12 protein-coding genes are annotated in these 15,088 nt (G+C 37.8%); all 12 read left to right on the top strand.

Translation table 11 applies throughout. The annotated features are described in order from the left end of the window. The first annotated feature begins 46 nt into the window (after positions 1 to 46). Positions 47 to 841, top strand: a complete 795-nt coding sequence (locus U9M49_RS03775) for an IclR family transcriptional regulator (RefSeq protein ID WP_322909299.1) — start codon at positions 47 to 49, stop codon at positions 839 to 841. Positions 842 to 1,012: 171 nt separating this feature from the next. Beyond that, the gene (gene fabG / locus U9M49_RS03780) at positions 1,013 to 1,753 is read left to right on the top strand and encodes a 3-oxoacyl-ACP reductase FabG (RefSeq protein WP_095373360.1); all 741 of its coding nucleotides are present in this window, start codon (positions 1,013 to 1,015) and stop codon (positions 1,751 to 1,753) included. 221 nt (positions 1,754 to 1,974) lie between these two features. After that, positions 1,975 to 3,144, top strand: a complete 1,170-nt coding sequence (locus U9M49_RS03785; RefSeq protein ID WP_095373359.1) for an acetyl-CoA acetyltransferase — start codon at positions 1,975 to 1,977, stop codon at positions 3,142 to 3,144. A gap of 4 nt (positions 3,145 to 3,148) precedes the next feature. Then, entirely contained in the window at positions 3,149 to 3,553 is a 405-nt protein-coding gene (locus U9M49_RS03790; RefSeq protein WP_095373358.1) for a Zn-ribbon domain-containing OB-fold protein, read from the top strand. Between the two features lie 40 nt (positions 3,554 to 3,593). Further along, positions 3,594 to 4,739 carry a TAXI family TRAP transporter solute-binding subunit gene (locus U9M49_RS03795; RefSeq protein ID WP_307314098.1) on the top strand — a complete coding sequence of 382 codons (1,146 nt, stop codon included), beginning with the start codon at positions 3,594 to 3,596 and terminating at the stop codon, positions 4,737 to 4,739. A 53-nt stretch (positions 4,740 to 4,792) separates the two neighbouring features. Beyond that, positions 4,793 to 6,703, top strand: coding sequence for a TRAP transporter fused permease subunit (locus U9M49_RS03800; protein WP_322909300.1), 1,911 nt, complete (start codon positions 4,793 to 4,795; stop codon positions 6,701 to 6,703). Positions 6,704 to 6,706: 3 nt separating this feature from the next. Further along, positions 6,707 to 8,842, top strand: coding sequence for an acetate--CoA ligase family protein (locus tag U9M49_RS03805; protein ID WP_322909301.1), 2,136 nt, complete (start codon positions 6,707 to 6,709; stop codon positions 8,840 to 8,842). Positions 8,843 to 8,859: 17 nt separating this feature from the next. Beyond that, the gene (locus tag U9M49_RS03810) at positions 8,860 to 9,270 is read left to right on the top strand and encodes a PaaI family thioesterase (protein WP_322909302.1); all 411 of its coding nucleotides are present in this window, start codon (positions 8,860 to 8,862) and stop codon (positions 9,268 to 9,270) included. Between the two features lie 11 nt (positions 9,271 to 9,281). Further along, a complete protein-coding gene (locus tag U9M49_RS03815) occupies positions 9,282 to 11,057 on the top strand; it encodes an acyl-CoA dehydrogenase family protein (RefSeq protein ID WP_322909303.1) in 1,776 nt (591 codons plus the stop codon). Positions 11,058 to 11,405: 348 nt separating this feature from the next. Beyond that, complete coding sequence (locus tag U9M49_RS03820; RefSeq protein ID WP_307314088.1) at positions 11,406 to 12,203, top strand: enoyl-CoA hydratase/isomerase family protein; 798 nt, start codon at positions 11,406 to 11,408, stop codon at positions 12,201 to 12,203. 12 nt (positions 12,204 to 12,215) lie between these two features. Continuing rightward, entirely contained in the window at positions 12,216 to 13,379 is a 1,164-nt protein-coding gene (locus U9M49_RS03825; RefSeq protein WP_233435257.1) for an acyl-CoA dehydrogenase family protein, read from the top strand. A gap of 36 nt (positions 13,380 to 13,415) precedes the next feature. Further along, positions 13,416 to 14,630, top strand: a complete 1,215-nt coding sequence (locus U9M49_RS03830; RefSeq protein WP_095373351.1) for a CaiB/BaiF CoA transferase family protein — start codon at positions 13,416 to 13,418, stop codon at positions 14,628 to 14,630. Positions 14,631 to 15,088 lie beyond the last annotated feature (458 nt).

Here is a 15,088-nt window from a genome sequence, read left to right on the forward strand (position 1 = left end):
TTGTATATAAAATTACTGAAAAAAGGATAATGAAGGGGTAGAAAAGATGGATGAGCATGTAAAGAAGGCGAAAAGAAAATATAATGTACCTGCAGTTGACAGTGCATTTAAAATCCTTACATTATTGAGTCGAAAAAAGTTTAGTAAAAGTAACTTAACTGAAATTGCAAATGCCTTATCATTAACCCCAACCACATGTTACCGCATACTGCAAAAGTTAGAAGAGCTATCCGTTGTACGTTATGATCAAAGCTCTAAAAGATATAGTCTTGGCCCCTATTTAGTTGTTTTAGGAGAAAGAGCGAAAGAGAATATTCTAGATTTATCTGTTATAATGCAGTACTTGGAAAGATTAACAGAAGAAACTGGATTAACGAGTTTCCTAGTCAATCGAATTGGTGAGAAAAAATCGACCATTATTGCTAAGGTAGAAGCAGAACAATTTGGTATAAATGTATCAGTAGGTAGACATTTCTCAATTGTAGATGGGGCTTATGGTAAGTGTTTGTTAGCTAATCTAAGGCGAGAAGAAGCAAAACGTTTAATTGATTATAATGATGGTCTTCGTCCTTTAACGGAAAAAGAAATGAAAGAATTATTAGCAGAGTTAGAAATGATAAAAATAAAGGGATTTGCCATTTCACATGGAGAATATATTGATGGTTTAATTGGCATTGCTGCACCAATTTTTAATAATACAAATACAGTGGAGATGTCCATTTCTTTAGTCGGCTTAACCAGTCAGTTGCAAGGAGCGGAAGCGGAAAGAATTGGTGAACTAATAAAGGGAATTGCGAATGAAATTACAATTAAATTAGGCGGAGAACGCCCATTAGTCTAATTAGAAAAGACATTATTATTCAATCAGAAAATAGGGAGTAATAATGTCTTTTTTGCTGAGAATAATCGAATATAGTTAAATAATCTTAATTTTCTAATTTTTTATTGACAAAAAATTTTTTAATATATAAAATCTTAATTAATATCATATTTTTGAAATGGAGGTAGTTTCATGGATTTAAAGAATAAAGTAGCGATAGTTACTGGCGCTGGGAAGGGGATCGGTAGAGAGATTAGTCTTTTATTAGCTCAACATGGCGCCCAAATAGTCGTTGGTGACTTGAATGTAGAGGCATGTGAATCTGTCGTGAATGAAATTGAAAAGGTTGGATCAAGGGGATTAGCAGTTAAAGTAGATGTTGCCAAAAAAGAAAGTGTTGACGAGCTTTTCTCTAAGACAATTAGTCATTTTGGTGATATAGATGTGCTTGTTAATAATGCAGGAATTACACGTGATGCAATGCTTCATAAAATGACAGAAGAGCAATTTGACCAAGTGATTCAAGTACATATGAAAGGGACATTCTTATGTATGCAAGCTGCTGCACTTCATATGAGAAAACAAGAAAAGGGAAAGATTGTTAATATCTCATCCATTGCCGGTAAGGTTGGTAATATGGGGCAAGTGAATTATGCTGGCGCTAAGGCTGGAATTGTTGGCATGACGAAAGCTGCAGCAAAAGAATTAGCTAAATTCCAGGTCAATGTGAACGCCATTCAACCTGGTTTTATTGAAACAGATATGACCAAAGCCATTCCTGACAAGTTAAAGGAGTTGAAAATAGCAGAAATACCGATGCAGAAAGTAGGTCAACCGCTTGATATCGCTAAAGCTGTCGTTTTCTTAAGCTCTAATTATGCTGACTATATCACTGGGAACGTAATTGAAGTAACTGGTGGCAGATATATGTAAGCGATTGCAAAATATGAAAAATATATCGATTCATTTTTAATCTCTCTTCTAAAATCTACAAAATGATCTAACAACATCCTCAACCAAGATACATCCTGAAATACTCGCTGTTAACTTCTTTGTAAAAGACCAAACCCAATAAAAAATATATTTCTACCAATCTATTAGGTATTACTGCTTTCATAAGGATTTCTACAAATAAATGCATATGGAGGGTTATCATGTCAATTAAAAACGCTGCTGCCATTGTCGGAGTAGGTGATATTGAGCTTGAGGAAGGAAAAGTAAAAGACGGTTTATCTGTCTTGCAAATTCAAGCAATCGCAGCAAAACGAGCACTAGATGATGCAGGTTTAACAAAGTCTGATGTAGATGGTCTGTTTGTTGCTGGTCTATGGGGAGTACCTGGTGTTGGTACATTTCCTTCTGTTGTAATGGGGGAATATTTAGGGATTGAGCCGAACTATACAGATTCTACACAGATAGGCGGTTCTTCATTTGAAGCTCATATTGGCCATGCTGCAGCTGCCATTCAAGCAGGGCTTTGTGAAGTAGCATTAATTTTATATGGAAGTACACAGAAGTCAGAGAGGTCGCGATCTTTAGCAGGAAGACCACCTACGTTTACTGCACAATATGAAACACCTTTTGGCTTACCTTCACCAGCTGGTGCTTACGCGATGGCGGCACATCGTCATATGCATCAATACGGAACAACGAATGAAGACCTAGCAGAAATAGCAGTGGCAACAAGAAAGTGGGCTCAATTAAATCCATATGCGACAAAAAGGGATACGATATCCATTGAGGATGTGCTGCAATCGCCAATGATTACTGATCCTCTTCATATACTAGATTGCTGTCTCGTAACAGATGGAGCAGGGGCAGTAGTGCTTGTATCACCCGAACGGGCGAAGGATTGTCGGAAAAAACCGGTCTGGATCCTTGGCCAAGGTGAGGCACATAGTCATTGGTCTATACAAGCGATGCCTGACTTAACCATGACATCTGCTGCGCAATCAGGTAAACGAGCGTTTGAGATGGCTGGAGTTGGCCATGATGACATTGATTTCGTTGAAATCTATGACTCTTTCACGATTACGGTGTTGCTCACATTAGAATCTTTAGGCTTTTGTAAACGTGGTGAAGGTGGCGATTTTGTGAAAAATCAACGTACAGCTCCAGGCGGTGATTTTCCGATGAATACGAACGGCGGGGGCCTTTCATATGCACATCCAGGTATGTACGGGATTTTTTTAATTATTGAAGCGGTTAGGCAACTAAGAGGTGAGTGTGGAGAGAGACAAGTGAAAGAAGCAAAAATAGGACTTGTAAATGGAACAGGGGGAACACTTTCCTCAACATCAGTCGTCATTTTAGGGAGGGACTAAACAGATGGATAAGATAATGAAGCCATTACCAATTATTGATAATGATTCGAAGTTTTTTTGGGAAGGGTGTGAGAAAGGAAAATTATTCATACAACAATGTCAAAGTTGCTCTTTGCATATCTTTTACCCACGTATTCTATGTCCTCACTGTGGAGAGGAAAACGTTACTTGGGTAGAAGCAAGCGGAGAGGGGACGATTTATTCTTATACAATTGCGCGAAGGGCTGGTGGACCTGCGTTTAAAGAAGATTTGCCGTATTGTGTTGCCCTCATCGATCTAAAAGAAGGGGTTAGGATGATGACGAACATTATTGATACGGATATGGAAGCAATTCATTGCGATCAACAAGTAAAAGTCGTCTTTCAAAAAGTCGGAGAGATGACGCTACCCATGTTTACGCCTGTATAACTTTGTTTTCATTGGCCATATCTGGATGGGAGGTTATTACATGAATAAAGGGAATAAAATGCTTCCATTAGTACTGCTGCTATTACTATGTTTTCTTTTAGCTGGATGTAACTCTGCTCCTCAAGCTTCGTTGCTCGCAGATGAATCGGGCCTAGCTGAGCAAATGACGTGGAGTGTATATGATGTAGGCTCTGGTGGTTATGCAGAAATGTCGGCTATTGCGAATGTGTTGACAGAAAAATATGATACAAAGGTGAGAATGCTTCCATCTGCAAGTGGTGTTGGAAGAATGGTGCCTTTAAGGCGTGAAATTGCTTCTGTAGGTAAAGTTGGAGATGAAATTCAACTGGCATTCGAAGGAAAGGAAGAATTCACTTCAAAAAAATGGGGACCGCAAAATGTTCGAGCTTATTGGGCACCCATTAGTCAATTCGGATTTGCTGTAAGAGAAAACTCAGATATACAAACTCTCAAAGATCTAAGGGGAAAGAAAATTCCAATAATAGCTGGAAACACTTCCGTCAATTTAAAAAATGAAGCAATGCTTGCTTTCGCCGGCTTAACTTGGAATGATGTGGAGCCAGTAAAAATCACTTCCTATTCAGGACAAGGAGAAGCACTTATCCAAGGGCAAATTGATGTTGCCGGTATTAATCCGACTGCATCTACAATGTTTGAAGCCCATAGTAAAGGTGGGATTCGTTGGTTAGAAATGGATAAAGATGACAACGGGGGATGGGGAAGAGTAGAGGAAGTGGCTGCGTGGTTATTTCCTATTAATACAAAACAAGGAGCAGGTATGGAAACAGGTATGGATGTTATGGGACATGGCTATTTAATTGGTGGATACGCAGATCAAAGTGAAGAGGCAATCTATCAGTTTATTAAATCGTTAAATGATTCTTTCCATTTATATGGCGATGCCCTACCTAATTTAGCTCTATATAGTAAGGATGAAGTCTTAACAGAGCCAAAAGGGATTCCGTTTCATGAGGGCACAATTCGTTTCTTTAAAGAAGAAGGCTTATGGAGTGAAGAAAAACAACAAAAAAATGATCAATTAATAGAACGGTACGAAGCGTTAAATGAAGTATGGGAAAAAACGGTTGCCTTCGCTGAAAAAGAAGAATTAACAGATGAGGAATTTGAAGCGCTCTGGTTACGGGAACGGGAATCTGTAAATTAAAAATGAGAGAATCATAACCATCCATTCTGATAAATGTGAGGTGAGGTTAGTCTATGGTGCAATCACGTTTAAACACTTTTTGGAAAACGATTATTATTAGCTCCACTTTAATAGGCATTTTCTTATCTGTAAACATGTTATTCTATCTTGAATTATTTGGCATAAATCCGATTCAAAATGCTTACATGATTTTATTATTAGCCTGTTTTCTCCCTTGTGCCTATCTTATGTTTCCCGCAAAGAAAACGGATCTTTCGATTAAATGGTATGATATCGCCTGTTTTTTATTAACCATGATCATTGCTATAGCCATTGGTTTGAATGGTGAACGAATTATTATTGAGGGATGGGATTGGGAGGCTCCAGTTTTACCGACAATTGCAAGTATTCTTCTATGGGGGTTAATTATTGAAGCTTTAAGAAGAACAGCTGGTCTTGTTTTAGCGATGATCTGTCTAGTAATCTCACTGTATCCCCTTATTGCTGGAATTATACCGATAGAATTGCTCCAAGGACAGTCTTATGATTTTCTTACCTTAGCGAGAAATCACATCATGAGTTCTAATAGCGTGTTTGGTATTGCTTATACAACGATTGGGAATTTATTACTAGGATTTTTAGTATTTGGTGTAGTCATTACGAAAACTGGTGGTGGTGACTTTTTCTTCAACCTCGCTCTTTCTATCTTTGGCAGAACGAGGGGTGGCTCTGCGAAGGTTGCCGTTGTAGGGAGTGCATTTTTTGGCATGTTGAGTGGTAGTGCCGTTTCAAATGCAGTGACAATAGGTGCAATGACCATACCGGCAATGAAGAAAACAGGCTATAAACCCCATTATGCAGCAGCTATTGAAGCGACAGCGTCTACAGGTGGTACCATTACGCCACCGATTATGGGTTCGGCAGCCTTTATCATGGCCTCTTTTTTAGCGGTCCCTTATTATGAAATCGCTTTAGCAGCTGCAGTCCCAGCATTTCTTTATTATCTTGGCTTATTTATTCAAATTGATGGGTATGCTGCCAAAAATGGATTGAAAGGGATGGCTGCTAAGGAAATACCATCATTCTGGAAAACGTTAAAAGAGGGTTGGTATTATATTTTTTCAATCGTAGTCATGATTTTCTTCTTAGCAGTACTAAACTCAGAAGGGCAAGCCCCTTATTATGCAAGTGCTGTATTGTTACTCATTGCCATGATAAAGAAATCAACGAGGATGTCAGCTAAAGATCTAGCAAATATGGTCGTGAATATAGGAAAGGTCTTAACTGATATCGTTGTTATTATTGCTGGGGTAGGCTTTATTGTTGGTGCGTTGTCTGCTACAGGTGTATCGTTTTCATTTTCTCGTGAATTAGTGGCTGCTGCTGGAGATAATACTTTCTTAATCCTAATTGGTGGAGCACTTACCTGCTTTATTTTAGGGATGGGTATGACTGTATCCGCTGTATATGTATTTTTAGCAGTTATTATGGCACCGGCACTTGTTGCTGTTGGTGTGGATCCAATAGCAGCACATTTATACGTTGTTTATTGGGCAACTGTCTCCTATATTACGCCACCAGTAGCATTAGCTGCATTTTCGACAGCAAGTATAGCAGGAGCAAGTCCGATGAAAACAGCTTTTCAATCTGTCCAGTTAGGATCCGTCAAGTTTATCGTTCCTTTCTTCATGATTTATAATCCTGCCATATTAATTGGTCGCGGAGATCCGTGGGATACGGTCCTTAGTATAGTTGTTGCCGTCATAGGAATTGCTTGCATTTCCTTTTCATTAGAAGGATATCTTGTGGGAGCTGGTACTTTAGCCATAGTAGAGCGAATCATTTTATTTATCGCAGGATTGATGATGTTTGTCCCAATGTGGCCGTTTATTATCGGTGGTATCGTGATTGCATTATGTCTTTATGTACTTAAATGGCGAAGAAAAAGAAGTAATTATAATCAAGGCAATGAACTGGAGGTATAACGAATGGATAAAAATGAAGCGATACAAAAATTTCTTCACCCAGAATCAATCGCCATTGTAGGCGTATCAAAAGATTTCACATCCATTAGTGGTAAACCGATCAAAAACCTTATTCAGCATCAATATAAAGGCAATATTTATCCTGTTAACCCTAAATATGAAGAAATTGGTGGTTATAAGTGTTACCCTTCTTTGGTTGATATTCCTGACTCCGTTGATGTCGCATTAATTGCTGTTTCAGCTAAAAGAATGTTATCTATCATCGATCAATGTAAACAAAAAGCGATTAGAAGTATCGTACTTTTTGGCTCAGGTTTTGCAGAAATAGGAGAAGAAGGTTCAAATCTACAGAATGAAGTGTTAGAAAAGGCTGAGGAAGCGAATATTCATATTCTTGGTCCCAACTGTGTCGGTTTATTAAATGTTCATTTATCACTACCAATGGGGTTTGCTACCTCGTTTGAAACAGATCGGCCCTTTATTTCTGGACCAGTCGGGTTTGCTTCTCAAAGTGGAGCGATTGGCTTTTCATTATTCGGGATGGCACAAGAAGAGAATATAGGATTTTCCTATGTCGTGAATACGGGAAATCAGATGGATATTACGACACTTGATGTCATGAATTATATGGTAAAGGATGAGCAGACATCAATCATTACTGGTTATTTAGAAAGTATTCCAGACGGGGAACAATTTATTCGATTAGCGAAAGCCGCAAAAGAAAAAGATAAACCACTCATCATGTTGAAGGCTGGAAGGTCAAAATTAGGACAGAAAGCGGCTTTATCGCATACAGCCTCAATGACTGGTTCTGACGAAACGTATCAAGCAATCGCCAAACAATATGGCATTATTACAGTGAATGATATTGATGACTTAATCACAACAGTCAAAGTCTTTTTAAATCAAAAAAGGGCAGCTGGAAATAGAGTGGTAACAATTTCTAATTCTGGAGCTGCAGGTATTGCAATGGCTGATTATAGTGAAGATTTGCAGCTTAATATGATTACGTTGACTGAAGAAACGAAGAGAAAAGTGGCAGATTTAATCCCTACTTACGGATCTGCGATGAATCCGATTGATGTGACTGCGCAAAGTTTAAAAGAACAACATATTCTAACCGATACATTGAAAGTATTATTAGAAGATACAACAATAGACAGCATTGTTTTTCAAACGACATTTGGAGGCGAATTAGGCTTTAATATTTGCAAAGCAATAGCGGAAATAGACCCGAAAACAGATAAACCGATACTCGTGACGATTACTGGCACAGATGAATTAACAGGCAAAGGAAGAAGGTATTTACAACAAAATAATATCCCAGTATATAAAACATCTTATGAAACGATGGTTGCACTAAGTTTACTAGTACAATATTCAACAAAGACTGTTAATGATGTTCAGGTAGCTGGTGAAAACATTTATCATACTGATGAAATAAAGGAACGAATTTGGACTGAAGTGAAGGTTAAACATTTATTAACAAACTTTGGCATCCGTACACCTAAAGGAGTACTCATCAATAAGGTAGATGAGATAGAGACTATGAAAGTAGACTGGGATATTCCTAAGGTGTGCAAAGTCATTTCTTCCGATATTCTTCATAAAACGGATGCAGGTGGTGTTATTGTTAATATACAGAATGAACAAGAATTAGCGTTAGCGGTTAAGGAGATAACAGAAAGTGTAAAGAAATATAATAAAGAAGCACAGATAGATGGCTTTCTTGTGGAAGAGATGGTTAAGCAAGAAGGTGTAGAATTTTTCATTGGCGTGAAAGAGGATCCTCAATTTGGTGCGATTATTGTCTGTGGGCTAGGAGGGATATTTATTGAAGTATTTAAAGATGTATCGCTAAGAAAAGCTCCAGTCAGTGAGGAAGACGCAATTGAGATGCTAATGGAATTAAAAGGTTATGCCGTTTTGCAAGGAGTTAGGGGAAAAGGCAGTCATGACATTCAGGCATTAGCTCGAGCGATAGAGAAGATATCACATTTTGCTGCTAATCAAAATGGTAGATTAAAAGAGATGGATATCAACCCTCTGATTGTGCTTGAAGAAGGAGAAGGTGTGCTTGCCCTAGACGGTGTCATCGTTTGGGATGAAAAAATTGATCATTTAATAGAATCCTTATGAATGGAGAAGTCTCTATTATGAAGAATGAATACTTACAATGGCTAGAAAAGGAGTTTAATACATCTCCTTATTGGCAGCTTCTTGGTATTACAATGGATGAATTGGAAGCAGGGAGAGCGCGCATTAAGATGTCAGTACAAAAACAACATTTAAACTCTAATGGTGTGGTTCATGGAGGCGCAACTGCCTCCTTATTGGATTCGGTTATAGGTGTCACTATTCGGTCAATGAAAGATGTTAAAGTTGCGACGATTTCATTAACAACTCAATTTTTCGCCCCTGTTAAAGAAGGGATCTTGTATGCAGAAGCGAAAATGATACATGAAGGAAGAAGAATCCAATATGTTGAGTCTATCCTTACTCAGGAAGATGGAAGTGTTGTTGCCAAAGCGCTAGGTACCTTTTCTATTAAACAGCGGATAAGTTAGGAGGTGGATTTATGGATGAGTCTATTAAAGTACCTCAACCGGAACCGATAAAAGGTGGCATGCCAGAACCGACAGAAATCAATTATTTCTTATCAGATCCCCATATTCATTTTTTATTAGCACACTATGTAAATGATGAATATCAATTAGTTAAAGATAAGTTAATTGAGTTAGGGGATAGAGCAAATAATGAAATCGATCCGCTTTCGAGAGAGGCGGACAGACATCCACCAACATTAACAATGTATGATAAGCGTGGACAACGAATAAACGATGTTAATTATCATTCATCCTATTCACGTCTCGAGGAAATCGGTTATGAAGAATTCGGCTTGGTTGCCATGAGTCATCGTAGCGGTGTCATGGGGGCTGAAACGGCTTTTAATAAAGTGATGAAATACACTTTTTGGTATGTATTTGCTCAAGCTGAATTTGGTTTATGTTGTCCGATGAGTATGACAGACTCAGCGGCGAAGATTTTGGAGGATTATGGAAGTGTAAAACTAAAGAAAGAATACTTACCCCAATTAATTAGCACGAAGAGTGATAGAATGACGGCTGCTCAATTTATGACAGAAAAGCAAGGCGGCTCGGATGTGGGTGCCAATTCAGTCAGAGCAGAAGCTAATGGAGATTCATGGTTAATCACGGGGGATAAATGGTTTTGTTCAAATGTTAGTGCTGATGTAGCACTTGTATTAGCGAGACCAACAGGTGCAAAAGAAGGAACAAAAGGGTTGGCTATGTTCTTAGTACCAAGAATCTTGCCTAGTGGAGAAAGAAATCATTATACGATCAATAAATTAAAAGATAAATTAGGGACAAAAGGAATGGCTTCAGGAGAAGTAACTTTTGAGCGGGCGACTGGTTACTTAGTTGGGGAACTTGATCATGGGTTTAAACAAATGATGTCAATGGTCAACGCTTCAAGGTTATCAAATAGTGTCCGTTCTACAGGTCTCATCAGGCGCTCTTATTTAGAAGCCTTATACACAACTAGAGGACGTATCGCATTTAAAAAACCATTAGCCAAACTTCCTCTCATGCAGAAACAATTATTTGAAATGATGCTAACATCGGAAGTGGCGACATCCATGTCACTATACACGGCACATACCTTTGATTTGACCGAAACTAAAAAGGATGAGAAAGCAAAAACGATGCTAAGATTGTTAACACCTTTGTTAAAAGGTGTAATATGCAAACAAGCAAGAGTGATTGCAGGTGAATCAATGGAAATGAGAGGCGGCAATGGATATATTAAAGAATGGGCAAATGCTAAACTTGTACGTGATGCACATTTAGGGTCAATATGGGAAGGTACGACGAATATTGTTGCGCTGGATGTTTTAAGAGCAATTACAAAAAATAAGGCAAATACTGTGTTAATACAAACAATGAAAACGATTTTAAATGAAGTGACGTTTGTTGATTTTACCCCATTGAGAAAGAAGTTATTAACTAATATGCATCTATTAGAGGAAGATCTTAATCTAATAGGGCAAGTTAGCCCTACAGAAGTAGAAATGGAAGCTATTTCTATCATGCAACGCATTTATTATTTATTAGCGAATTGCTTATTGTTGAAAGAAGCTGAAATTGAAACAAAGGAAACAAGCAGTTATAGAAAATATTTTAATGCTTGTTATTATTATCATCTGCATATCGAAAATAGTAAAAGTCGGTGTTTTCACCAAAGTGTATGGCAATGGGGAGAAGATGTTATCAATTGGGTGACTATCCCCAAATCAGCGATCTCTCATTTTAATGAGCAATTAAGTAAATAGAAAATTCTAAAAAATATTGCAATTAAAAATTGGATACAGTATCCTATAGATAACCATTTTTATAAGTAGGGTGAAGACGAACGACAACTTGTGAGAAAAAACGTGAAGCTTCGTTGTTACTCCTAGCAAACCATTAAAAACATCATTTAAAGGAACCTTTAAGGATTGAATGAATGTTACGATGCATTTCCACAAAGAACATCTACGAACATTTGGCGAAAAATGAGCAGGTATTCGTCTCCACTTCTTTTAATGAATCATACTAAACCAACAAGAATATTAGGAGCAACTATGTCAATGATTGCGTATGGAATAAATGCTCATTTATAGCAAAAAAGGAGGATATAAATGAAAGTTGAGACATATGAAACGATTGACCTAAAAAAAACTCATCATAATCAAATTGCTATCTTACGTTTAAACCGTCCACAATCAATGAATGCATTGAACACCAAAATGGCGAGTGAAATCGTATCAAGTTTAGAAATCTTAAAATATGATCCAGATTTACGAGTCATTATTTTAACTGCAGAGGGGGATAAAAGCTTTTGTGTTGGAGCTGATTTAAAAGAGCGAAACGGAATGAGCCAACGTGACTGGAAAAAACAACATGATATTTTTGAAAGAGTGACTGAATTAATTCGTGAGTTTCCTTTTCCTATTATTTGTGCTGTAAATGGTTATGCGCTAGGCGGTGGTATGGAGATTGCATTAAGCTGTGATATGCGCACGGCAAATGAAAACGCTTCATTCGGTTTACCTGAAGCGAAACTCGGTCTCATACCAGGGATAGGTGGTACACAAATGGCCATAAGAGTATTACCACTTGCAATAGCTAAAGAAATTTTATTTACAGGTAAAAGAATCAGTGCTACAGAAGCTGAGACATATGGACTCGTGAATAAAGTTTGTCGAGAAGAAAGCTTATTAGAAGAGACAATTAAGTTGGCATCAGAAATTGCAGAGAACGCGCCACTTTCATTAAAGGCATTAAAGAAAGTTGTTAATAAAGGAGCAGATTGCGATTTATCTACGGGAATCGCACTAGAATTAGAAGCATATTATCGTTGTGCTAATTCTAACGATCGTTTAGAAGGAATTTATGCTTTTAATGAAAAAAGAAAACCACAATGGCAAGGAAAATAAAGGAGGGTAAAAATGGCACAGACGAAAGTCAATACTGAACATGACATGATTAGAAAAAGTGTGAAAAGTTTATGTGAGAGATTTCCGGAAACGTATTGGCAAGAAACGGATGAAAGGGAAGAATATCCAACAAGTTTCGTTCAAGCCTTAACAGATGAGGGGTGGCTTTCAGTTCTTATTCCAGAACAATATGGCGGAGCTGGTTTGGGAATGACAGAAGCGAGTATTGTATTAGAAGAAATTAATCGCTCAGGCGGGAATGCGGGTGCTTGCCACGCACAGATGTATACAATGGGTGCAATATTAAGGCATGGTAGTGAAGAACAAAAACAGAGATTTCTCCCAAAAATCGCCAGTGGTGAAGCAAGACTCCAAGCATTTGGGATTACGGAACCTACAGCTGGCAGTGATACAACTAGTATTGAAACTTTTGCCCAAAAAGAGGGAGAAAAATATATAGTTAACGGACAAAAAATTTGGACATCTAGAGCTGAGCATTCTGATTTGATGCTACTTCTAGCAAGAACAACACCGAAAGAAACTGTAACGAAGAAAACAGATGGCTTAAGTTTATTCATACTAGATATGAAAGAACAACGCGATAAAATAACCATTCGTCCGATTGATACAATGATTAATCATGCGACAACAGAAGTATTCTTTGAAAATGCGGAAATTCCTGTAGAAAACTTAATTGGTGAAGAAGGTAAAGGGTTTAAATATGTTCTTAGTGGAATGAATGCGGAGAGAATATTAATTGCCTCAGAATCTGTTGGAGATGGTTTATACTTTATAGATCGCTCAGTACAGTATGCTAATGAACGTGTAGTATTCAATCGCCCTATTGGAAAGAATCAAGGTGTACAATTTCCAATTGCTAAGGCATTTATGGAAATAGAAGCTGCAAAGCTAATGAGAGATAGGGCGGCTGAATTATTTGATGAGGGAGTCAATTGCGGTGCAGAAGCAAATATGGCTAAATACCTTACTTCCGAAGCGACATGGAATGCTGGAAATGCGGCAATGGATACTTACGGTGGCTATGGTTTTGCCAAAGAATATAATATTGAACGTAAATTTAGAGAAGCGAGATTATTTAAGGTTGCCCCAATTGCCAATAATTTAGTATTAAGCTTTGTCGGACAGCATGTATTAGGATTACCAAGGTCTTATTAACTTGTACCATTTCTTTTACTACAGGGAGGGATAAGGATGACGGGACCTTTAGCAGGCATGAGAGTCGTTGATGTCACAACCAATATTTCTGGTCCAACTTTAACAATGATTCTAGCGGACTTAGGTGCAGAAATTATTAAAATTGAACGTCCGGGTACGGGAGATGACGCCAGAGGAATGGGGCCATTTATGAGTGGAGAAGGTGTATATTTTCTCCATATTAATCGAAATAAAGAGTCGGTTGTCATCGACCTTAAGAAACAAGATGGGAAACAAATCGTTTATGATCTTGTCGAATCGGCAGATGTATTCGTTGAGAACTTCCGACAGGGAAAAGCTGAGCAAATGGGATTAGGTTATGCTAAATTGAAAGCAATAAACAATCAAATCATCTATTGTTCATTATCAGCATATGGCCAAAGTGGGCCGCAAAAATTGCAACCGGGCTATGATGCTATTGCTCAAGCTGAAACAGGTATCATGGGTATCAATGGAGCCAAAGACGCTGAATTAGCGAGAGTACCTGTCTCTATTTTAGATCAAGGAAGTGCAATGTGGGGTGTGATTGGTATTCTATCTGCACTTTTGCATCGAAAGCATACAGGTGAAGGGCAATTTGTTTCTACTTCTTTATATGAAACCGGTTTATTTTGGAGTAGTTATCATATGCTTTCCTTTTTAGCGACAGGAGAAGAACCACAGAAAAACGGCTCTGGTCACACGGCATTTGCTCCTTATGGTGCTTACTTGGCAAGCGATACGTATATCATGATTGGCATTTCTAATCAATCGCTATTTGAAAGATTATGTCGGGTTTTAAATAGTATGGAGTGGCTATCAGATCAGCGATTTAGAGATAATAAAAATCGTGTGGAAAACCAATACATCTTAAAAGAAAAAATAGAACTGATACTTCAAAGGGAAACTGCTGATTATTGGGTGACGGAATTAAGCGCGGCAGGTATCCCAAGTTCCAAAGTGAAAAAAATATCTGAAGTCATTGACGCAAAACAGACAGAAGCCCTCGACATGTGGGAACAAGTAACACATGATACAATTGAAGATTTACGTCTCCCAAGACTACCTTTTCAGCTAAGTAAATCTACACCTAAGGTGAAAACGGCATCGCCAAAACTAGGGGAAAATACGGATTATGTCCTACAATCATTAGGCTATACGCAAGAAAGAATAGCAGAACTTTCATCCAGCCAAGTTATTGCACCTTATGAAAAAGAACTGAAAAACAGATAAAGCATTTATGAGCTCTTCTATTAATGTGGTAAGACATTTATAGGAAGAGCGTTTCTCTTGGTTCAACTAACACGTAAAATAGAACAACTGTTTTTCATCTACAGTATCAAAAAAGTTGAAGAAAAGATGTGTTTGATGAATATTACATATGAAGTGGTAATATTTCATTACTACGATAAATATTTCTTTTCATGAGAAAGATTTCTGCTATAATAGTTGTAATACTGAAACGTTTTAATAGAAGAAAGAGTCAAAATTATAAATGAACGATTGAAAGAGGGCTAGTAAATAGGGATTGGCATGAAAGAGAGTGGAATTTATCAGCTGAAAGATTCCACCATGTTTCAACCTATTGAACCTGCCTCTATAGTCTGGTGAAAACCATCAGCGGTGATTGAGACGTTAACTCATAAAGTGGAATGTTTAAAAGAGAGCATTCAATTAAGGTGGTACCGCGA

This window comes from Cytobacillus sp. OWB-43 (genome assembly GCF_034651445.1).
In the GTDB taxonomy this organism is placed as follows: Bacteria; Bacillota; Bacilli; order Bacillales; family Cytobacillaceae; genus Cytobacillus; species Cytobacillus kochii.

Excerpts from the sequence above, each read along its gene's own strand:
- U9M49_RS03775 (WP_322909299.1), top strand. The coding sequence starts at position 47 with ATGGATGAGCATGTAAAGAAGGCGAAAAGAAAATATAATGTACCTGCA.
- fabG (WP_095373360.1), top strand. The coding sequence starts at position 1,013 with ATGGATTTAAAGAATAAAGTAGCGATAGTTACTGGCGCTGGGAAGGGG.
- U9M49_RS03785 (WP_095373359.1), top strand. The coding sequence starts at position 1,975 with ATGTCAATTAAAAACGCTGCTGCCATTGTCGGAGTAGGTGATATTGAG.
- U9M49_RS03790 (WP_095373358.1), top strand. The coding sequence starts at position 3,149 with ATGGATAAGATAATGAAGCCATTACCAATTATTGATAATGATTCGAAG.
- U9M49_RS03795 (WP_307314098.1), top strand. The coding sequence starts at position 3,594 with ATGAATAAAGGGAATAAAATGCTTCCATTAGTACTGCTGCTATTACTA.
- U9M49_RS03800 (WP_322909300.1), top strand. The coding sequence starts at position 4,793 with ATGGTGCAATCACGTTTAAACACTTTTTGGAAAACGATTATTATTAGC.
- U9M49_RS03805 (WP_322909301.1), top strand. The coding sequence starts at position 6,707 with ATGGATAAAAATGAAGCGATACAAAAATTTCTTCACCCAGAATCAATC.
- U9M49_RS03810 (WP_322909302.1), top strand. The coding sequence starts at position 8,860 with ATGAAGAATGAATACTTACAATGGCTAGAAAAGGAGTTTAATACATCT.
- U9M49_RS03815 (WP_322909303.1), top strand. The coding sequence starts at position 9,282 with ATGGATGAGTCTATTAAAGTACCTCAACCGGAACCGATAAAAGGTGGC.
- U9M49_RS03820 (WP_307314088.1), top strand. The coding sequence starts at position 11,406 with ATGAAAGTTGAGACATATGAAACGATTGACCTAAAAAAAACTCATCAT.
- U9M49_RS03825 (WP_233435257.1), top strand. The coding sequence starts at position 12,216 with ATGGCACAGACGAAAGTCAATACTGAACATGACATGATTAGAAAAAGT.
- U9M49_RS03830 (WP_095373351.1), top strand. The coding sequence starts at position 13,416 with ATGACGGGACCTTTAGCAGGCATGAGAGTCGTTGATGTCACAACCAAT.